This is a genomic window from Microvirga makkahensis (assembly GCF_009830105.1).
Lineage (GTDB): Bacteria > Pseudomonadota > Alphaproteobacteria > Rhizobiales > Beijerinckiaceae > Microvirga > Microvirga makkahensis.
In genome coordinates this window covers 181,008-200,316 of sequence record NZ_WURB01000005.1, presented here as the reverse complement: position 1 = coordinate 200,316, position 19,309 = coordinate 181,008, and the positions used below count along the sequence as shown (strand labels likewise).

The following is a 19,309-nucleotide window of genomic DNA, read 5'->3' as shown; positions in this document are numbered from 1 at the left end:
GGTCCGTTAACCTTCTCAGAACGGGGTCACAGCATCGAAGATCTGCTGTCCATACGAAGGCTGCTGCACTTCCATGATGCGTCCCCGTCCACCATAGGAGACGCGTGCCTCCGCGATCTTGTCGTAGCTGATCGTGTTTCTGGGTGAAATGTCGCGGGGGCGGACGATGCCGGCAATATTCAGAACCCGCACCTCGTAGTTCACCCGAACCTCCTGCGAGCCGCTGATAATCACGTTTCCATTCGGAAGAACCTCGGTCACCACCGCCGCAACAGAGAGGCGCAACTTTTCGGAACGATCAATCGTCCCCTGCCCTTTGGAGGATGATAACGAGTCCAGGCCTACATCGGCCACTCCATCGGCCTGCCAGCCCTTGAAGGCAAAGCCATAGCTCAGACCTGCATCAAACGATGATGTACGAGACCGGTCGCTCGCATTGTCGAACTGAGCTTTGTCATCAATCTGGATGTTGACGGTCACGATGTCTCCAACCTGTCGCGCGCGCGGGCTCGTGAACAGATCGGCGCTGGCGTTGCTCCATGTGGAATTCGGAGCCGTGCCCGTCGTGTCCTTGAACACATGAGGAAGGGGCTCTCGTTCTACGAAGATCCCCGAGCCGACTGGAGTCATCGCCGGCTCACGTCCGATGTCCTCCGGACGTGTCGCACAGGCGGCGAGAAGGCAGATGCTTGCAATAGCAACGACGGACTTCACTCTTTCCCCCCATTGCTCGCAACTCTTTTGGGAGCATCCGTGATGATACTGGCCAGCTGAGCCGCGCGCGCCGGCTCCATTTCGTTCAGAACGGCACTGGCAATCCGCGGGCTGAGCCTGGCGATGACGGCCGCCGCAATTTCCTCTTCCATATTGATCAGTTGCAGGGCAGCCGCATCCGGGCGCATGCGCGAGTAGATCGCCACGACCGTCTCATCGGCTTTCTTAAGCACTTCGTTGCGACGACGCAGCCATTCTTCATATTCGGCGCGCTTCGCTTCGAGGATCTTGAGTCTTCCTTCGATCTCCTTCTCCATGTTGGCAAGTTCCGCCTTCTGGAGAGCATAGCGGGCATCCGCAGCGGCATCGGCAATATTTGCGCAGAAGTTCGTGCCCTTGGCCTCAACGGATTTTTCCTGAGCGGCCGCCTCTGCTGTGAGGAGTGGAGTCGAGATCACGCCGAGTATGAACACTTGCGCGAGCGCATCACCTATCTTCTTCATTACTGCACCACCAGTTCCGCTTGCAAAGCTCCGGCTGTTTTCACCGCCTGAAGGATGGCGATAACGTCCGATGGCTTCAGGCCCATCTGATTCAAGCCCTTGACCAGGGTCTGAAGGTCCGATCCCCTGACAATCGCAAGGGGTACCCGCTCCTCCGCAGCCAAGACCTGGGTCCTAGGAACCACTGCCGTCTGCCCGAACGACAATGGATCAGGTTGTGAAACCTCAGGCATTTCGGTAACGCGGATCGTCAGCGCACCATGCGTAATTGCAACGGTCGAGATCTGCACATTCTTGCCGATCACAACAGTGCCTGTTCTCTGATCGACCACAATGCGCGCCGGCATGTCAGGCTGGATTTCCAGATCTCCCAGTTCGGCGATGAACCGTGTCGGCGCAATGCTCTTCGGCCGCTGGAGCACGATCGTGCGGAAGTCCTTCGGAGCAGCCACGCGCGTGCCATATCGATACTGCGCGTATTGATTGATGGCGTCCGTAACGAGCGTAGCCGTCTTGTAATCCGGGTTCTTGAGCTCGAAGGCGAGCGTCCCGACCGCATCGAAACCGCCTCGTACTTCTCGTTCGACGAGTGCGCCATTTGCGATGCGGCCCGACGTCGCAACGCCCGAGGTTAATGTTTCGGCCTGTCCCTGCGCTGAGAAGCCAGACACCACAATGGCACCCTGAGCCACTGCATAAACCTGTCCATCGCCGCCCTGGAGAGCAGTCAGCATCAGTGTACCTCCCTTCAGAGAGGTCGCGTCACCCATAGAAGTCACAGTCACATCGATCCTCGAACCAGCTCCCACAAAGGGAGGAAGATCAGCCGTGACAATGACGGCAGCGACATTTCTGGTCCGCAGGTTGATGTCTCGGACGTTCACACCCATTCGATCCAGCATCGACTGGAGGGCCTGTTCGGTAAACTGGGAGTTGCGAAGCGTGTCGCCAGTGCCCTGTAGCCCCATCACCAGTCCGTAGCCGATCAGCTGGTTATCGCGCACGCCTTGGACATTCGCCACATCCTTGATGCGCGTCGCAGCCATGGTGTGGGACGTTACGAGAATCCCCAGGATGAAGAGTATAATCCGCATGATCATTGAATGCCGATCCTGATCCTGCCGTCGGATTGAACTCGGCCCGTAATGATTCGCCCACTGTCGACGTTCTTAACCTGGATCGTCTCACCCAAAGCACCGGACTGCAGAGGAATCCCGACCCCGGTGATCGACAATCCGCCCTCTTCGAACAGGATTGCCGCCTGAACACCGCGCGTTACGAGCTTAGGGTCATCGACAGCGTTCAAAGGTATCGGCTCTCCAGGCCGTAATGTTCGTCGAGCCGTTTTGCCGGCAAGAACCCGCGGAGACTCCACGACCGCCGTCCGGAAACGATAATTCTCAGGGAACGCCCGATCCTTGAGCATGGCTTCGCTGATCATGTCGCCAGGGTAAATCGTCACCGCAGGAACCGGGAGAACCCGCTCCTCGCCGACGGCCCCTTGAACTGTGGCGGCAATCAAGGCTCCGGCAACCGCACAGCGAAGCAACGTTTTCATGGATTTCCTCGGTCTCATGTCACTCAACGAATGCCCTTTGACACCGTCCCTGCCATGTCATCCGCTGCTTGAATGACCTTCGAGTTCATCTCGAACGCCCGTTGGGCGGTAATGAGGTTTGTAATTTCCTTGATGGCATCCACGTTAGAGGCCTCGAGATATCCTTGGTGAACCCTCCCGAATCCAGGATCTGCTGGCGCACCGACATTGGGCACTCCGGATGCGAGTGTCTCCCGATAATAATTGCCGCCGAGCGGCTCAAGGCCCGCATCGTTCGCGAAGTTTGCAATCATCAACTGGCCGATGTTCTGAGGCTCGACCTGCCCGGCAATCTTCGCGAAAACCTCGCCCGACTCGTTGACAGTAACGTCGATAGCGTCCTCGGGAATAATGATTGGCGGGTTAAGCGTATAGCCATCGAGCGTAACGAGCTGCCCGTTGGCATTCTTGTTGAAAGCGCCGGCCCGGGTATAGACCGTTTCGCCGTTGGGCGAATCCACCTGAAACCAACCACGCCCGTTCAGAGCGAGATCGAATTGGTTGGATGTACTGGTCAGTGTTCCCTGACGGTGAAGATTACGAATGGCTGCTGCGCGAACGCCGAGGCCGAGCATCGCGCCTTCAGGAACCGGACTTGCCCCGGTTTGATTTGGGACTGCCTGAGCGCGCTCCACCTGATAGAGAAGATCCGTGAATTCGGCACGAGCACTCTTGAACGCGGTGGTGTTCACGTTCGAGATGTTATTGGCAATGACTTCGACGTTGAGCTGCTGAGCATTCATGCCCGTCGCAGCAATAGCAAGAGCTCTCATGGCACTCTCCTTAGATCGCCATCCGCGCGATTTCCTGGTAGGCGGCGACGACCTTGTCGCGAATTGCGATCGCCGTCTGAAGAGTTTGTTCTGCGGCCATTACAGCTTCCGCTACCTGCTGCACTGACGCCTTCCCCTGGATACCGGCAATTGATGATGCTTCTCCCGCCTTCAGGGTATCGATTGCGGATGAAGCGACCTGCGCCATCGTATCGTGGAAGCTGACTTGTGCGGTCCCGATTGATGGCGCCCCGACGGTTGCCCTGATTGCCGCACTGGACGAAGAGGCGATAGGAGACGCGTGGTCGATAACAGAGGAGATTGAAGATGCGGCACTGATCATTGTCAGCCTCTCATCAGGTCAATAGTTGAGGAGATCATTGCGCGCACCTGCTTCATCATCTGCAGGTTGGCTTGGTATGAACGGTTGGCTTCGCGCATGTCAGCCATTTCAATCAGCATGTTGACGTTCGGCTTCTTCACCATTCCGTTTTCGTCGGCAGCGGGGTTCCCGGGGTCATACTCGACTGGAAACGGCGTTTCATCCCTTCCGATCTCCTTCACGGAAACAGAGGACGCGCCCAAAGCCCGGTCCAGCTCGCTTTTGAATGTGATCGTTTTACGCGCGTAGGGATCCGATCCCGGTGTCCGGCCGGTTGACTGAGCGTTCGCGACGTTTTCGGAGATCACTCGCAGGCGCGCCGATTGCGCTTCGAGTCCAGCACTCGAGAGTTTTGTGGATGCGATGAGGGGGTCAACCATTATCATCCCCTCACGGTCGACATCAGCATTCTGTGAAATGCCTTGACAATGCTGGTGTTCAAAGAGTGCTGCCGATCTACCTCGCCGGCCTTGATCAACTCCTGTTCCAGACTCACTGAGTTACGCGAATAAACGGTATCCCATGTGTCAGCCCTTTTCACTTTCATGCTTTCAGGGCGCGATGCATCGAACCCGATATGCTCGTTGTCAGTAGCGGTCATCGCTAGTTTCGTCTTGTCCAGAACATCGATGAAGGGTTCGACGTCCCTTGCGCGGTATCCCGGAGTGTTTGCATTTGCGATGTTTCCCGAAATCGTTGTCTGACGCGCAGCGAGCCAATTCGCCTGCCGCGATGCCAGATCGAACAGATAGACAGGTGACGTCACGGTGATCTCCAAGCCATCATGGTGAAGATACTTTTACGCATGCAACCTTGCATGGGGCTGACGTGGCGCCGAGGCGGGATCGGCTTGCGACCGGCAGCGTTTCGCCAATGTGTGGCGGGAGACTAACTCTGTTGGGTGCGAGAACCTCTCACGGGTTTCATAGAGCACCTTGCAGGTTCATGGATTCTGTAGCTTGCGTGGAGGAACTCCCGCTCGCCGATTCAATGGTCTGTTATTCAGTTTCGTGTGGTGCCGGCAGAATTGTATATAGTTACGAGCATTTCATTGCGATGAAACGGACTCCGGCCGGATCGAACGACGGGCGCAGCGTATGTGACGAATGATCTCGCGCCGCATGGCCCTTGAAGAAGCGACTTGAGACGGTTAGGAGCACACTCCATAAAAGCGAGTGTCGCAATCGCACTGCCAGTTTGCTCTAGGAATATGCAGATGTTCCCATCCGTTTCAGCATTCACCTGAAATCAGATGCCTTCTTCCTTGGCAAGAAATAGGAGAATGAGCCAATGTCGAGCGGGGCGGTCGTTTACGTGGTGGACGACGATCTTGGGGTTCGCAAAGCGCTTGCCTTCCTGCTGGTTTCCGCTGGCTTGAATGTCCGCTTGTACGAGTCTGCTACTTCGTTTCTCAAAGAGGTCACGGACCCTGGCAGATGCTGCATCGTTACAGATGTCCGCATGCCTGGTATCGATGGCTTGGAATTCATTCGACGCCTCAATGAGCGCGGGATCAATGTACCCGTGGTAGTGGTAACGGGGCACGCCGACATTCCACTTGCCGTTGAAGCCATGAAGGCTGGAGCTGTGGACTTTTTAGAGAAGCCTTTCCGCGAAGACCGTTTTCTTGAGGTAGTTCGATTTGCGCTCGTGTGCGACGAAAGAAGCGTCCGACGCAGTCAGGAGCTGCTCAGGACGCAGGCCCGCCTGCAGTCCCTGTCCCAGCGCGAGCGCCAGGTTCTTGATCGTCTCGTGGAGGGCAAAGCCAACAAAGTCATTGCTCATGAGCTTAACATCAGCATTCGAACCGTTGAGATTCATCGTTCGAACGTCATGGCGAAGATGGAGGCACGGAGTCTTTCCGAGCTGATCCGAATGGCTCTTTTTGTCGAAGCCGCGACCATCAACTGATCCGATGTGTTAGAGAAATGAAGTACCTAACCTGACACAATTGTTCGCCATCCGAATGGCTGTCCGGATTTGCTCCGTTCCATTTATCTAGAAGCGTTGCCAAATGCTCTCTGCAAGATGTTTGCTACCCAATCAAAGCGACAGGATCGACGAAGAGCAGCACGAAGCAGGTCCAGTTGAGTACATTGTCTCGAACAACAATCGGTGGTCGCGTATCACTGTGAACTTCGAAGGTATAGAGTCGGATTCCTGGTGCGAGTTCACTTGTGAGCTGGAGCCCCATGCTCAGGAGGAGAAGCGTAGCATTCACGACTTTGCCCTGATCGGCATCGACTTCCAGACGGAGGACGGCGAAAGCATTGACTTCGTGTACGTTCCTGGCTTGGCCAGAACACATATCGACCCTCACAGCTGGTTAGTGAGTGGCCCCGATTTCCGCGACTATCTTGGGACGGCATGTAACGTTTCTCATGGATTCTTCATCCCGTCTCCAGCCAGAAAACTGGCTGTCAGCATCCGGAGTTGGCGGAACTCCCATCCCTTCACGATCCGGAATCTGAAGCTGCTGCAAGGAACGGCTTCGAAATCGGCGGATGCAGTAGACTATGAGGCTTCTGGCCATCCAGGCAGCAGCCTCATTCGAATGCTGAATGTTCGCCGCAGCTGGCGCACTCTTAGCACCCAAGCAACCTGGTTTAGGTTGGGAGTATCTCCAGAATGCCGTGTGCTGGTTCGTGGGCAGATCATCAATGCGAACCCTGGCTCCGAAGGGGCACTAGCCCGCATTGTGTACCGTAACGCAAGGGGCACAGAGCTCCCACCTCCCTATCCGGAGATGACAGTTGCACCCTCTTTGGGAGCCTACATCGACATCCCCGTCCATCGACATGCTCGGCGTTTTACCCTCGACCTCATTCCGCCTCCGGAAGCGGCGAGCGTGGATATCGGGTTTCGAACATGGGCTGACGCAGCGAGGATGGAACTGGTCACTCCGCTTGAGATCTCACTTGAGGACGATTTCTCGTTGGAAGCAATCTCGGGCGATGCGCTTCCCGACGCTCCAACCTTTCTCAAGCAGCTTGCGGAGAAGATGATCGTCGGTTCTGACTCGATCGAGCTTAACTCGGCCGACGCGCTCCTGGAGCGTTTCATCGATTCCACGGCGCTCGCATCAACGTTCACTTTCCATGACAAGCTCCAGAACGTGCAGCACGGCAAGAGAACGACACGTTCGGAGGGAGAGATCACGCTCGGCACCTTCCCTGCTTGGGCGTTGCCCGACGATCCTCAATGGACGGAGGATCCTTATCAGTCTCTGGCCTGGAGGTTGGAATTCCAGTCTCTCACATGGCTTTGCAACCTCGCTACAGAGGGAGCTCTCGAGAACCTGACGCAAGCCGTAGACTTAGCGGTTTCATGGTCGCATGCCAATCCTTGGGGGCATCCGAGCGACCCGGTCAGCATCCATCCCCGAGCACTGTCAGCAAGAGCCGAAACATTCCTTCATCTTCTCTCTTTATGTGTGAAGGCTCCGAACTCGATCAGCCCACGCAGCCTCCTGATCCTCTTTGCCGAGACGGTCCGGCATGCTTTCGCCCTGGCCCAGATCATTGGCCAGAATGTTTTCTCTCACTCGATCGTGCATCTTCAGGCGGCTTGCACCCTGCGAACTTTGGCGCAAGCGCTTCCACGCATCCCGCTCGCCTCTTACTGGGCCTCGCTCGCCTGGGTGCACCTGGAAGACGGATTTGACCGCCTACTCGATGAGAATGGCCTCTCGATCGAGCAATCTCTACACGTTCAGCTCGAGCTCATCTCTCTGGGACTTATCTCGATCCGTCAGCTTGAGAGTGAGCCGGAGGCGCTGGATTTCTGCAACAGGCTCGCGGTACGGCTTCGAAGGGCCCTTCGAACTTTGGTTGCCGCAACCGCCCCGTCTGGTCTGCTGCCACCCTTCGGGGACGCGCCCTACGGTTTCCACCATGCGTCCTGGTTGCGAAGACTCCTTTCCGAGTTCGGCGCTAGCCTTCTCTCGGACTCCGATCTCGCTGCCGAACTATCCTATCCAACCGGCGAAAGGATTTTTCTTTCGGAGCAAGCCGGCTTGATTTCAGCGCGCCACTACGAACGGAACGCGCGCTGGAGCTACTTCTGCGCCTCGTTAAGAAGCGGTCATCACGAGAATGGCCACCATGACTGCACATCCTTCGTCTACTCGGCCGGTGGGGCACCTTGGATCGTCGATCCTCGGGGGTCGAGTTTTCATGAGACTGGAGCTGCCCGTCAATATCTCATCGGGTCAAGAGCTCATAATGTTGCGCATCCCGATGAGCGGGAGCAACTTGCCGGGCTAAGCTGGATCGAGCATTATGGGGAAGCGGGAGATGCACGCATCTTCAAGATCGGCAGCAATGTATACGGATCAAGCTACGAACATCATCGGTTCTTCATAGCCTTGAAGCGTCTTGATGCGATTGCGGTGCTCGACCGCTTCACGACACGGGCCAGGCCTGTCTCCTTCGAGGGCCTCCTTCATTTCGACTCCAGTGTTATCGCGGCCATTGCGAACACGCAGATGGGGGTCGCTTATCGGGGCGACGACAAGCTGAGAATCATCCCGTACACAGTGGACGGTAGTTTCAGCGGGATGAGCGTCGAGAACGGGCGCAAGGACCTGCCTGGGAAGATTCAAGGATTCGTGGCTCACCCGACAGGCCGGCTGCAGCCTTCCAATGTCATCCGGTACAGATTCACGGGTCAGAAGAGTGTCTGTGGCGGTGTCCTACTGGCTACGAGCGATCAGGCGGCCCGCATTCTCTCAAGCCTATTGAAAATGGAGGCCGTCCACAATCTGCTCTCCGACCAATCCGACGAGAGCACCCAAACGGACAGTCGCCACCGTGAGCATAGAATATGGACGCCCGATGAAATCGGGCGTCCATAGCGGTTTGTCATCCGAACAGGGCATCGATGGCATCCTGTGACGTGATGCCCTTGTCAGTCGCCAAAGCGGGTCCATTCAACAGCGCATCATCGCCTTCGGGCGCGCAGTCCGCTGTACCGATATCCTTGAAGCTCTCCAGTCCACCCCAGATCTCGATCATTTCGTGGACACGCTCCTCAACGAACTTCATCGCATTCACGACCTTGCTGATGCGCTGGCCGGTGATGTCCTGAAAGTTGCAAGCCTCGAAAATACTGATGACCTGTTCGGAGATCTCACGAGCAATCTCCTGATCGCCGCCCGTGAGACGCGCCGCGAGATTACCTGAGAGTTCGTCAATTCGCTCTGCGGCGGCCAGAATGGCGTTGGTTGCCGTTTCCGTGCCAAGGACGATGGCTCCGAGTTCGTCCGTGACCCGGTTGATCTCCTTCCCCTGGGCGCCTGCGTATCGCAGTGTCGCGATCTCCCGCTTCGTGCGTTCAATGGCTTCATAAATCGAGTCCAGCTCGACTTTAAGCCGCATCGCCTCCTGCATATCCTTCCGATGTTCTTCGATGAGCGAAGCGGAGAGCTCCTTGGCTGGGGTGATTGCCTCCTTGATCGCACCAAGCAGGTTCATGATCTCGGCATGACGCTCGAGAGCTTCCTCGTCCTGAGGAGCAGAGGCCATGTTGGCCTCAATTCGATAGCTCTTACGTGGATTCATGACTTGCACCACATCTCATCAGCCGCCGAAGACAGCGCTGATCTTCGAACGAAGCGTCTCAGCGTTGAATGGCTTTACGATGTAGTTGTTGACGCCCGCCTTCTTGGCCGCGACGACGTTCTCGGTCTTAGCCTCGGCAGTCACCATGATGAAGGGCAAGGCGCTGAGTTCGGCGTCGGCTCGGACTTGCTGAAGCAACTCGTATCCCGTCATCGGAGCCATATTCCAGTCAGAGATCACAAGGCCGTACTTCTTAGCTCTGAGCTTGGCTAAGGCCGCCTGTCCATCAGAAGCATCATCGACATCGGTAAATCCGATCTGCTTGAGGAGGTTGCGAAGGATCCGGACCATGGTCTGATAATCGTCGACAACGAGAACGGGAGTTGAAAGATCTAGGCTCACGGTAGCATATCCTATGTGGTAAGATGAATGTGGTGATGTGAATGGAACCAATTATGCGGCTTCGCGCTCTGCCTCAAAAGCGAGAACGGCGTCCACATCGAGAACGATCATCAGCAAGCCGTGAAGTTGGTGCACACCCTGGGATAGATTAACCCAACGACGATCCATATGGACAGGGTTCGGCTGCATCTCATTCGGATCGAGCTTAAGCACTTCACCAACGTCATCAACAAGCAAACCATAAGCTTCGCCTTGATACTCAAGGCCTACTGCCATTCGACGTCCTGTCCTAACGTCCTCTTGAAGTCCAAGACGGCTGCGCAAGGATACTGCAGTGACAACACGTCCACGCAAATTGAGCAGTCCCGCGATTTCCGACTGCGCCAACGGAACTTTTGTCATCTCGTTGACCACGAAGACATCGTGGACTCGTCCTATTGGTAGCCCGAGCAACTGGCCTGCCACGGTAACTGTGATGAACTCGGTCGGCTGGGAGAACGCTCTCGTAGCGCTGAGGGGAATTGTATTCACAATCTTCATGGTTATGCAGCCTCCTCGAGAGATCCACCCAGCTCCGCGAGTGCAGAGAGAAGACCCCGGCGATCAACTTTGGAGACGACGTCCGTGATCTTGAAGCGCCGTGCTAAAGCCATCATCTGTGGGTCGGGCTTCAATGTCATTCCGATGATGGGAACCGAACGGTACTGCGCATCCGCACGCAAGGTCGCAATGAATGCAAAACTGGAATGGCCGGGCAGCTCAAGATCAGCGACAATGAAGTCCGGCCGAACGCCAGTAGAGAGCATGCGTGCGGCATCCTGCGCCGTCGCCGCGGTCTGGACGCGATATCCGGACGATTTCAACACCGGGACGAGCATATCTCTGAAGAAGTTCGACCCGTCGACGAGCAGCAATGTACCGGCCTGCCTACTCCTCTGATCCGAGCGAGACCACGTCTCGAGGACGAGAGGCAAATAATGGGCAACGTTGACGATTTCGGTTGTGCGTCCCCGCACGACCGCAGACCCGACGAGATCGGACCGTTCCGCGAGAAGCTCTACGTCGAGCTTGTCTTCGACGATGTCGACAATCTCCGCTACGGCGAGTCCCATGGCTATTTCACCATCCGAGAACACCAGAAGGGGCTGCATTCCCTTCGTTCTGATCTCAAGCTCATCGTCGCATGATACAATCGGCATCAAACGGCCGCGGTATTGAACCACCGGCCGTCCGCTGGCCCACTCAATCGTCGAGGCGTCGATTTCTTCAAGGCGCGTGACGAGAGAGAGGGGAACGGCCTTCAAACTATCTCTACCACCACGGAAGACAAGCAGACTCGTCAATTCATCGGCTGCCGTGATTGCTTTCTCAAGCGAGGTATCGGTTTGGAACTCATCGCTCTGTCCTTCCGAGCCGACCATGCGTGCAAGGCCGTTCGGATCCACGATCAGCACGACGGCGCCATCGCCGAGAATGGTGTTCCCGGAGAACAACTGAATATGCTTAAGTTTCGAGGACATCGGTTTGACGACAATCTCCTCTGTATGGAAAACGCCATCCACCAGAATGCCGAAGCGCTGCTGCGCAACCTGAGTCACGACCACGAAGCCCGTCGCGGCCTCATCGTCTTCAGACAAGCGCATCACCTTCGACAGTGGAACGATCGGTAGCAGGCGATCGCGCAGACGCAGAATCGGCGTCCCATTGATCCGTTCAATCGTGTGCTCGGAGGATGGAGAGACCCTGACCAATTCCGAAACCGCCACTTGCGGGATAGCGAATCTCTGATCCTTTGACGAAACGATCAGAGCTGCCACGATGGCCAGCGTAAGCGGGATCTTGATCGTGAACGTGGTACCGCGGCCCTCCTCCGAGCGAATATCAACAGTCCCACCGATCAGTTCGATATTGGTTTTCACAACATCCATGCCGACGCCACGTCCTGATACGGACGTAACTGCGGCAGCGGTCGAGAAGCCGGGATGGAAGATGAATTTGGCGATCTGAGCATCGCTCATCCGCTCCAGCTCAGCTTCGCTGGCGATGCCCCTCTCGGATGCCTTCCGGCGAATGGCTGTGTAGTTCAAACCCTTTCCGTCATCTGATATCTCGATCGTGATGGAGCCGCCTTCATGATAGGCATTCAGACGAATGATGCCCTTCTCCGGCTTCCCGGAAGCACGGCGCTCGGCAGGGCTTTCGATCCCATGATCCGCAGAGTTTCGCACCATGTGGGTGAGGGGATCCTTGATAACCTCCAGAACCTGCCGATCGAGTTCCGTATCGGCCCCTTGCATGACCAGTTCGATCTGTTTCGACAACTCGTTCGAGAGATCCCGGACCACGCGCGGCAACTTCTGCCATGCACTGCCTATGGGCTGCATGCGCGTCTTCATCACCCCGTCCTGCAGCTCCGCAGTGACTTGGGAAAGGCGCTGCAAAGGAACCTTGTATCCGTGATCCTCGGAGTTGCGGCGTGCTATCTCAAGCAGTTGGTTGCGGGTTAGCACCAGCTCAGACACCATGGTCATGAGGTGCTCGAGCGTATCCACGTTCACACGAATTGTCTGGACTTTGCCTCCGACGCTTTCTCCACCGTCGGCCTGGTCTGAGGATTCAGTATCCTTCTTAGGGGATATTGAGGGCGCATCCGCATTCGCGACAGGTGAGATTTGACGCAGATTGGAACCGGCACTGGGGGCAGGCCCCGGAGCTTCTCGGAATGCACGCTCCAGTTCGTCGAGAGATACTTCTCCCGGTTTCAGGCTTCTCTCCAGCACCTGATAAACGAGCTTTCCGGACGTCTTCTCCGTCTCGGGACCAGGTGCCTCCTGAAACGCGCGCTCCAACTCGTCCAGGGAAACTTCACCAGGCTTCAGATCACGCTCGAGGACCTGATGCACCAGCGTACCAATCGTTTGCGAATTGGCCGGCGCGGGAGCATGGTCCGGCACGTGATCTTCGGCATTTGCCATTTGGTCGAGCGCAGCGATCAGGTCGTCGTCAGCCCCTTGCGGCTCGACACCGTGTCTCTCCAACTCACCAAGAATATCCTTGATGCGGTCAAGTGTCGCCAGGATCAGCGAGACTGCTGGCGTTGTCACCGGCATTCCATCGCGGAATCGCCCCATAAGGGTCTCTGCCGCATGTGCAAGGGCTTCAAGCCTTGGTAGGCCGAGGAAACCGCAGGTTCCTTTGATGGTATGGACCAGTCGAAAGATATTGCTGAGGATTGCCTGATTATTGGGATCCTGCTCGAAGCGGACCATCTCCACGTCGACTGTTTCAAGATGCTCGCTTGTCTCTGTGAGAAACTCAAGGAGAAGGTCGTCCATCACCGTGTCTCGTCTCTGGTTGATCGAATTTGTTGGCCATTCGTTGAAGTTAGACGACTTCAATATGGAACATAAAAGTGGACACTTCCTTGCCGCGCTACGATGATTGCTGCACAGAATTGCCTTCGACGCTTAAAGAGCGAAGTCGAGCAGCGCCTGAGCTTTCAGTATCGCACGCCATCAAAGCATCTTTTTCTACACGCGGCTCGGACCCGCATGTGACATTGCAAACATCTTCCCGGCCTACGTGATCATGGCAACAGTCCAGTAAGTAAGCGCCAGATCTATTCCGAGCCGCTCAGGTTCAGCCGCCCTCAGATCAGAATGCATTCCATTCTCCGCGGCGTTCGCTTCGCGATGAATTGCTGTCGACAGCTTCGCGTTGTGGGTGAACGCCTCAAACGTCATGGACAGCGACAGAACGCCAGCACAAACACAGAAGAGTAGAAAAGCACCGGCGATTAGACTTGAGCTGCTGGATAGGATGCGAGACATCGACTTGGTGTTCGACCTTACTGTTAGGTTTCACGACCTTAATCGCTCTATCTTGCGTCAGGCTGGTCTGTTCGATGCCCCGCCTGTGCGACCCGGCTCCAGAACGTTAAATGAGCCGGGTCAGCGCTGACCCGGCTCTTACCGCACCTGTTCGATGTCGGTGTCCGTTTTCAGGCGGCAGCCGCCGCCTCGGAAAGATGTGCTTTTATGAGACCTGTAGGGTTGCTTCGCGTATCTCCATATGGACCGCCCTCAGGACACGGCCCCGGTGTAGGAGTAGCCGATGTAGCGTTTGGCATCGATCGGATCATAGCCGAGACGCTGCCGAAGCTTCTTGCGCAGCTTGCTGATATGCCCTTCAACGACGCTGTCCTCTACATCGTCGCTGTAAAGACCATAAACGGCATCGAAGATCTGCTTCTTCGTCAGACGATGCCCCTTCTTTCGAACGAGATACTCGAGGATATGCCGCTCGCGGCGCGGCAATGCGAGCGGAACTCCATCGATTTCCGGGTCGCGGCCGTCGAAGAAGACTTTGAGGCGGTCGTTGTCGTTCTGACCCGACTTCCCCAAACCTGCATTGACTCTTCGCCACACCGCCTCGGTGCGCGCCAGGATCTCCCGGACATGCACGGGCTTTCGAACAACATCATCGAATTTGGCTGTAAAGAGCTCCAGTGTCTCCTCAAGAGAGCGGACATCGCTCAAGGCGATGATTGGAGCCTTGGAATGGCGCCGGATGTTCTCTGCATAGCTCGCACGCTGCTCGAAGGTGCCGAGAACAAACCCCTGGATTGCTTCCATGTCGGCGTCAGACGCGGTTTCCAGCCAATCGCTGAACTCGCTCGAATACAAGCCGATGGAAGATACACCTTCCCTCTTGAAGCTTGCTACGTACCCTGACGTCACAATCTGTCGATCATCGACAACGATATACATGATAGGCCCCCAGCCTGTATTATGAATTACTTACTCAACTCATTACTCGCTTCGCCTTTATCTCGTCGCAATCGACGGATACTTTTTTGTTCGGCATCTGGAAACTATGCCTGTTCGTATTAACGGGCAATACGTATTGAGACAGATTGGCTACCTGGGAAATGTTAACGACCGTTAATGGATCTTAATTCTGGCCTGTGTATGCCTCGGAACCGCTTAGCCTGATTCCGGTCACTTTCGGCTCTGACGCTGAAATCCTTACCGAGCAAGAATTTAAGCCAATCTCGCAAGGACAGGGCACCGGCGGAAGAACCATCACGAAAAGACGATCCTGAATTACGTTACTACGTATTTCGCGAAATAGCGCACTACGTAGTCCTGCCTATTAAACTACGTAGGCTCATCCGCTCGTGCCGAGTGCGCCAAGGACCGATATGGGGTGATTCGACCGACTTCCTCACGCCTCGCAAGCACGGGAAGCAAGCTCGGTTGCATGAGCATCCTATTTCGCCAATCTTGCCCCAATCTCGCGCATGTTCGGCAAGCCGTCCGGATCCCGCCATATTCATGCAGAAGACCAACGAACATCCGGGATATGCTGAGCTCCCGTCGAGTTTCGCTTTGGCATACCCGGCTTCACCATCTCGACCGGCGCGCATTCGTCTCGATAAGGTTGAGCCGCCTTGCCCTCTGAGCTTACTCAGCCCCCATCCTGCACGACCGCATCGCCTCTATCTCGCGCGACTGTACAATCGTGCACCAACCGATCAATTTAGGCTCCAGCCGGGAGTTCACGGCCCGATTCAGATGATTCCCGGCAACACGCAATGATCCGCCTGACCTTGACGTCTAGCGCCTTTAGATGATCAATATTATTGAATTATTCTGCTCCCTTTGATAGCCGATCCAAGCGATCAGACAATAACAACAGCACTCCTCGGCCGGCCTGTTCATGCTTCCCGATAAGACCAAGGACGTTCAGTTTTCAGTTTTCAACACTGACGGCATTACTACTCTGCGCCAGTTGGGGATCATCAATACAGGTCCAGATCCAGCTTTTGATGACATTGCGCAACTGGCGGCCGACATCTGCCGATGTCCCATGGCAGCCGTTACGTTCATTGACGGAGAGCGGCAGTGGTTCAAGGCGGAAATCGGCTGCTCCTTCCACGACGTTCCACTTGACAGCTCCATCTGCGCCCGTGCGCTGCATCATTCAGAGACAGTCAGCATTGGCGACCTCTCTCAGCACCCCGTTCTTAAGACTCATTCCCACGTTACAGGCGAGCCGCACCTGCGCTTCTATGCGGCTGCTCCCATCGTGAGCGAGGATGGAGCCATCCTCGGCTCTCTCTGCGTCCTTGACACTGCTCCTCGTCCTGAAACCCTAACGGCCAAGCAGTCGAAAGCGCTTTCTGCACTCTCCCGTGCAGTCACTGGCGAACTCAGCTTGCGAAGGCTGAGCTCCGAACAATACGCTCGTCAGTCGGATCAAGAAGGGTGCAAGGACCTCCTTACTGGTGAAACGGCCTCGTTCATACGCCCCCTTGAGGAAGCCGAGGGCACCCGGGAAGGGTTCTCTCGTCTCCGGCATCACCCCGGAGACGATGATCGGACATCAACCTGCCCCCGACCTCTTCACGACAATCGGACTCTGGAGGAGCGCCAGGTTGCAACAAGCGTCGATCGGAGTGCCATGAAGGGGGGCCGTAAGCCGCTGTCAGAACACCAGGGCCTCGGCGAACGATTGCTCGATAGTTTTGACAGCTGCGTCATGGTGTTCGATCTCGAAGGGCACCTCCGCTATATGAACCAGTACGGACGAACCACCATGGCGGTGGAAGATTTCGCGAAGATTGAAGGCTGTCCGTGGTCCGATTTCTGGGCCAGTACCGATCGCCAGAGTGTCATTACCGCACTTGAGGACGCAAAAATCGGAAAGCCGGCGGAGTTTCAAGCTCATGTCGCGACCAGTTTAGGAGCGACGACGTGGTGGAAGGTAACGGTTTCCCCGATCATGAACGATGACGAGAAACCGGGAGCTTTTCTGGCCGTCGCACGAGATCCGGGTGAAATCCGGGAGATTGGGCAGGGTCCGCAACGCACGAAAGCGTCGGACCCGGTAGTGGATTTCACATCTGGGATTCAATCCGATGCCCCACTCTCTGAACAGCGCATCGCTCGCGCGAACCCAGAGGGCCGGTTCCCTGCATTAGTAGAAGCCAGCACAGCCATCGTGTGGCGGGTCGATTCCAACGGGTCCCTGCTCGAAAGTCGTGGGTGGGAGGAGTACACGGGCCAGTCCCCTGAGCAATCTCGAGGTAGCGGCTGGCTGGCAACGGTGCACCCCGATGATCGCGCACGAACAGCTGAAACCTGGAAGAATCTCATCAGTTCGAAAGAACTCGGAACAACCGAATTTCGGGTCCGGCTTCCTACTGGCGATCACCGATGGGTGCTCATCACTTGCATCCCGGTGACGGACCCTCTCGGCGAGGTACGGGAGTGGATCGGCACGCTCAACGATATTCACGAGCAGATAATTGCATCCGAGCACTCACGCGTGAGCGAGCAGCGATATCGGGCATTGATCGAAACCAACACTGCAATCGGCTGGCGGGCGAATGCCGAAGGCATTTACACCGAAGGTTGGGGCTGGCGTGAGTTCTGCGGCCGTGAGCCGACGGGCCGTTTCCTGCCTGGCTGGCTGGATATGATCCATCCCGAAGATCGCGAACAAGCAACCTCAGTCTGGCAAAAGGCGATCAGGGAGAAACAGCCTGTGAAGATCGTTCACAGGCTGCTGGGCATTTTCGGGGCGTACCGGTGGGTTTTCTGCCGAGCGCTTCCTTTGTTCAACGACGAGAACGAAGTGCTGGAATGGACCGGCACAATCTCAGATATCCATGATCGGCGGATCGCCGAAGACAAGCTCCGCGCAAGTGAGGAGCGTCTGCGCCTCGCCGTGGAGACGACAGGCTTGGGCATCTGGGACTTCAACATTCTGACAGGCCAACATCAGTTGACGCCGGAGTCCTATCAGATCCTGGGTATCGCTCCTGATACCAAGATCAGCAGCAAGACAATCCTTGGCTTCGTTCATCCGCACGACCGGGACAGGATCAGAAGTATTCTTTGCGCGGACGAGGTAGGCGACGCCTTGGCATACAGCGACACATTCCGTATTCGCCGCGCGGATACGGCTGAAGAACGCTGGGTCGCGGTAACCGGCCGGACAGTCCTGGACCATGATGGAAAACCTGTTCGAAAAATCGGCACGGCTCAGGATATCACCGCGCGCAAGGTCGCCGAGATCGCCTTGAAGACGAGCAAAGACAAGCTCAGCCGTAGCGAAGCGCATCTGCGCTCGATTCTCGAAACGGTTCCGGACGCAATGATCGTGTCTGACGAAAAGGGGATCATAAGATCATTCAGCACGACGGCAGAACACGTCTTCGGCTATCGCTCCGAAGAGGTGATCGGAACGAACGTCAAGTTCCTCATGCCCTTGCCCTATCGCAAACAGCATGACGGATTCATCAGCCGCTATCGTAGCTCCGGAGAACGCCGTATCATCGGGTCCGGGCGCATTGCTGTGGCCCAGCGAAAGGATGGCACGACCTTTCCTATGGAAGTGCAGGTCGGCGAGATGCAGTGGGAAGGCGAGCGCTATTTTACCGCCTTCATCCGCGATCTCACCGAGCGCCAGGACACTGAGATGCGCATGCAGGAACTGCAGGCCGAACTCGCCTACATGTCCCGGCTGACGGCTATGGGAGAAATGGGTTCGACACTGGCGCACGAAATCAATCAGCCCCTTACGGCGATTGCCAGCTATCTCAAGGGATGCGGGCTGATCCTAGACCGCATGGATGGCGAACAGGTTGAGATGCTCAGGCTTGCGGTGGACGAGGCCGCCGAGGAGGCTTTGCGTGCCGGCGAGGTCATCCGCCAGCTAAGGGAGTTCGTCGCGCGTGGCGAAAGTGAACACCGGGTAGAGGATCTTCAGCGTCTGGTTGAGGAGGCAAGCGCTCTTGGCCTTGTCGGAGCCAAGGAGAAAGGCGTTCAGGTTGACTTCGACCTCCCATCGGAACGTCCGCAAGTCATCGTCAACCGCGTTCAAATCCAGCAGGTTTTGATCAACCTCCTCCGCAATGCCGTCGAGGCTATGCAGGACGTTCAGAATCCGTTCCTGACCATCCGCGTCCGTGTGGTGCAAGATGGAACGATGGTTCAGATCAGCGTGGAAGACACTGGCTCAGGTATTCCTCCGGAAGTTCTGAGCAAACTGTTCACACCGTTCACGACCACGAAGAAGAGCGGCATGGGCGTTGGCCTGTCGATCTGCAGGACGATCGTAGAATCGCACGGCGGAAAGATCTGGGTCGACTCGGCTCCCGGCGACAGAACCACATTTCATTTTACTCTTAGACATATCAACATTGAGGAAGTCATCTCCCCTGAACCGGATGAGGTAGAATCGTCAGGACTCACGGAGTAGGCCGCTCAGGCCGCGCCACCCGAGACAGGCGCACACTTCCTCTCACCGAATGCACTCCCTGGCAGCGCTCTGAAAGGGGAAGTACCCGGATCGTCGCTAATCTGCAT

16 protein-coding genes are annotated in these 19,309 nt (G+C 56.3%); 3 read left to right on the top strand and 13 right to left on the bottom strand.

All coding sequences use genetic code 11. The annotated features are described in order from the left end of the window. Positions 1-15 precede the first annotated feature (15 nt). Genes flgH through flgB form a run of 8 tightly spaced genes read right to left on the bottom strand, consistent with a single transcriptional unit; the run spans position 16 to position 4,735 of the window. The gene (flgH, locus tag GR328_RS09305) at positions 16-714 is read right to left on the bottom strand and encodes a flagellar basal body L-ring protein FlgH (protein ID WP_160884242.1); all 699 of its coding nucleotides are present in this window, start codon (positions 712-714) and stop codon (positions 16-18) included. Beyond that, positions 711-1,217 (bottom strand): MotE family protein, encoded by a 507-nt coding sequence (locus tag GR328_RS09300; RefSeq protein WP_205789859.1) that lies wholly within the window; start codon positions 1,215-1,217, stop codon positions 711-713. The genes flgH and GR328_RS09300 overlap by 4 nt, the downstream gene beginning before the upstream one ends. Next, positions 1,217-2,317: a flagellar basal body P-ring protein FlgI gene (flgI, locus tag GR328_RS09295; protein WP_160884241.1), complete on the bottom strand. Its 1,101-nt coding sequence runs from the start codon at positions 2,315-2,317 to the stop codon at positions 1,217-1,219. The genes GR328_RS09300 and flgI overlap by 1 nt, the downstream gene beginning before the upstream one ends. Beyond that, complete coding sequence (flgA, locus tag GR328_RS09290; RefSeq protein WP_160884240.1) at positions 2,314-2,775, bottom strand: flagellar basal body P-ring formation chaperone FlgA; 462 nt, start codon at positions 2,773-2,775, stop codon at positions 2,314-2,316. Before flgA ends, flgI begins: the two co-directional genes overlap by 4 nt. Positions 2,776-2,798: 23 nt before the next feature. Beyond that, positions 2,799-3,587 carry a flagellar basal-body rod protein FlgG gene (flgG, locus tag GR328_RS09285; RefSeq protein ID WP_160884239.1) on the bottom strand — a complete coding sequence of 263 codons (789 nt, stop codon included), beginning with the start codon at positions 3,585-3,587 and terminating at the stop codon, positions 2,799-2,801. A 10-nt stretch (positions 3,588-3,597) separates the two neighbouring features. Further along, a complete protein-coding gene (gene fliE, locus GR328_RS09280; RefSeq protein WP_160884238.1) occupies positions 3,598-3,930 on the bottom strand; it encodes a flagellar hook-basal body complex protein FliE in 333 nt (110 codons plus the stop codon). A gap of 2 nt (positions 3,931-3,932) precedes the next feature. Further along, on the bottom strand, positions 3,933-4,349 hold the full coding sequence (flgC, locus tag GR328_RS09275) for a flagellar basal body rod protein FlgC (protein WP_160884237.1): 417 nt from the start codon (positions 4,347-4,349) through the stop codon (positions 3,933-3,935). Positions 4,350-4,351: 2 nt separating this feature from the next. Next, positions 4,352-4,735 (bottom strand): flagellar basal body rod protein FlgB, encoded by a 384-nt coding sequence (flgB, locus tag GR328_RS09270; protein ID WP_160884236.1) that lies wholly within the window; start codon positions 4,733-4,735, stop codon positions 4,352-4,354. Between the two features lie 524 nt (positions 4,736-5,259). Between flgB and fixJ the strand changes: the two genes are divergently transcribed. Together fixJ and GR328_RS09260 are read left to right on the top strand one after the other, a co-directional pair. Continuing rightward, positions 5,260-5,880, top strand: coding sequence for a response regulator FixJ (fixJ, locus tag GR328_RS09265; protein WP_160884235.1), 621 nt, complete (start codon positions 5,260-5,262; stop codon positions 5,878-5,880). Positions 5,881-5,983: 103 nt separating this feature from the next. After that, complete coding sequence (locus tag GR328_RS09260; protein WP_160884234.1) at positions 5,984-8,824, top strand: heparinase II/III domain-containing protein; 2,841 nt, start codon at positions 5,984-5,986, stop codon at positions 8,822-8,824. 7 nt (positions 8,825-8,831) lie between these two features. Here GR328_RS09260 and GR328_RS09255 read toward each other — a convergent pair whose 3' ends face one another. The 5 genes from GR328_RS09255 to GR328_RS09235 form a co-directional block, all read right to left on the bottom strand. Then, the gene (locus GR328_RS09255) at positions 8,832-9,494 is read right to left on the bottom strand and encodes a protein phosphatase CheZ (protein ID WP_246215770.1); all 663 of its coding nucleotides are present in this window, start codon (positions 9,492-9,494) and stop codon (positions 8,832-8,834) included. 54 nt (positions 9,495-9,548) lie between these two features. Continuing rightward, complete coding sequence (locus GR328_RS09250) at positions 9,549-9,932, bottom strand: response regulator (protein WP_160884232.1); 384 nt, start codon at positions 9,930-9,932, stop codon at positions 9,549-9,551. A 51-nt stretch (positions 9,933-9,983) separates the two neighbouring features. Continuing rightward, the gene (locus GR328_RS09245; protein WP_160884231.1) at positions 9,984-10,472 is read right to left on the bottom strand and encodes a chemotaxis protein CheW; all 489 of its coding nucleotides are present in this window, start codon (positions 10,470-10,472) and stop codon (positions 9,984-9,986) included. A 2-nt stretch (positions 10,473-10,474) separates the two neighbouring features. Beyond that, positions 10,475-13,267: a hybrid sensor histidine kinase/response regulator gene (locus GR328_RS09240; protein ID WP_160884230.1), complete on the bottom strand. Its 2,793-nt coding sequence runs from the start codon at positions 13,265-13,267 to the stop codon at positions 10,475-10,477. Positions 13,268-14,014: 747 nt separating this feature from the next. Further along, positions 14,015-14,701, bottom strand: a complete 687-nt coding sequence (locus tag GR328_RS09235) for a response regulator transcription factor (RefSeq protein ID WP_160884229.1) — start codon at positions 14,699-14,701, stop codon at positions 14,015-14,017. Between the two features lie 952 nt (positions 14,702-15,653). Between GR328_RS09235 and GR328_RS09230 the strand changes: the two genes are divergently transcribed. Then, entirely contained in the window at positions 15,654-19,202 is a 3,549-nt protein-coding gene (locus tag GR328_RS09230) for a PAS domain S-box protein (protein WP_160884228.1), read from the top strand. Positions 19,203-19,309: the final 107 nt, after the last annotated feature.

What these genes read in the sequence shown, in the direction of transcription:
- GR328_RS09300 (WP_205789859.1), bottom strand. Translation starts at nt 1,217, where the DNA reads ATGAAGAAGATAGGTGATGCGCTCGCGCAAGTGTTCATACTCGGCGTG.
- flgI (WP_160884241.1), bottom strand. Translation starts at nt 2,317, where the DNA reads ATGATCATGCGGATTATACTCTTCATCCTGGGGATTCTCGTAACGTCC.
- GR328_RS09255 (WP_246215770.1), bottom strand. Translation starts at nt 9,494, where the DNA reads ATGGCCTCTGCTCCTCAGGACGAGGAAGCTCTCGAGCGTCATGCCGAG.
- flgG (WP_160884239.1), bottom strand. Translation starts at nt 3,587, where the DNA reads ATGAGAGCTCTTGCTATTGCTGCGACGGGCATGAATGCTCAGCAGCTC.
- GR328_RS09230 (WP_160884228.1), top strand. Translation starts at nt 15,654, where the DNA reads ATGCTTCCCGATAAGACCAAGGACGTTCAGTTTTCAGTTTTCAACACT.
- fixJ (WP_160884235.1), top strand. Translation starts at nt 5,260, where the DNA reads ATGTCGAGCGGGGCGGTCGTTTACGTGGTGGACGACGATCTTGGGGTT.
- GR328_RS09240 (WP_160884230.1), bottom strand. Translation starts at nt 13,267, where the DNA reads ATGGACGACCTTCTCCTTGAGTTTCTCACAGAGACAAGCGAGCATCTT.
- GR328_RS09260 (WP_160884234.1), top strand. Translation starts at nt 5,984, where the DNA reads ATGCTCTCTGCAAGATGTTTGCTACCCAATCAAAGCGACAGGATCGAC.
- flgA (WP_160884240.1), bottom strand. Translation starts at nt 2,775, where the DNA reads ATGAAAACGTTGCTTCGCTGTGCGGTTGCCGGAGCCTTGATTGCCGCC.
- fliE (WP_160884238.1), bottom strand. Translation starts at nt 3,930, where the DNA reads ATGATCAGTGCCGCATCTTCAATCTCCTCTGTTATCGACCACGCGTCT.
- flgC (WP_160884237.1), bottom strand. Translation starts at nt 4,349, where the DNA reads ATGGTTGACCCCCTCATCGCATCCACAAAACTCTCGAGTGCTGGACTC.
- GR328_RS09245 (WP_160884231.1), bottom strand. Translation starts at nt 10,472, where the DNA reads ATGAAGATTGTGAATACAATTCCCCTCAGCGCTACGAGAGCGTTCTCC.
- GR328_RS09235 (WP_160884229.1), bottom strand. Translation starts at nt 14,701, where the DNA reads ATGTATATCGTTGTCGATGATCGACAGATTGTGACGTCAGGGTACGTA.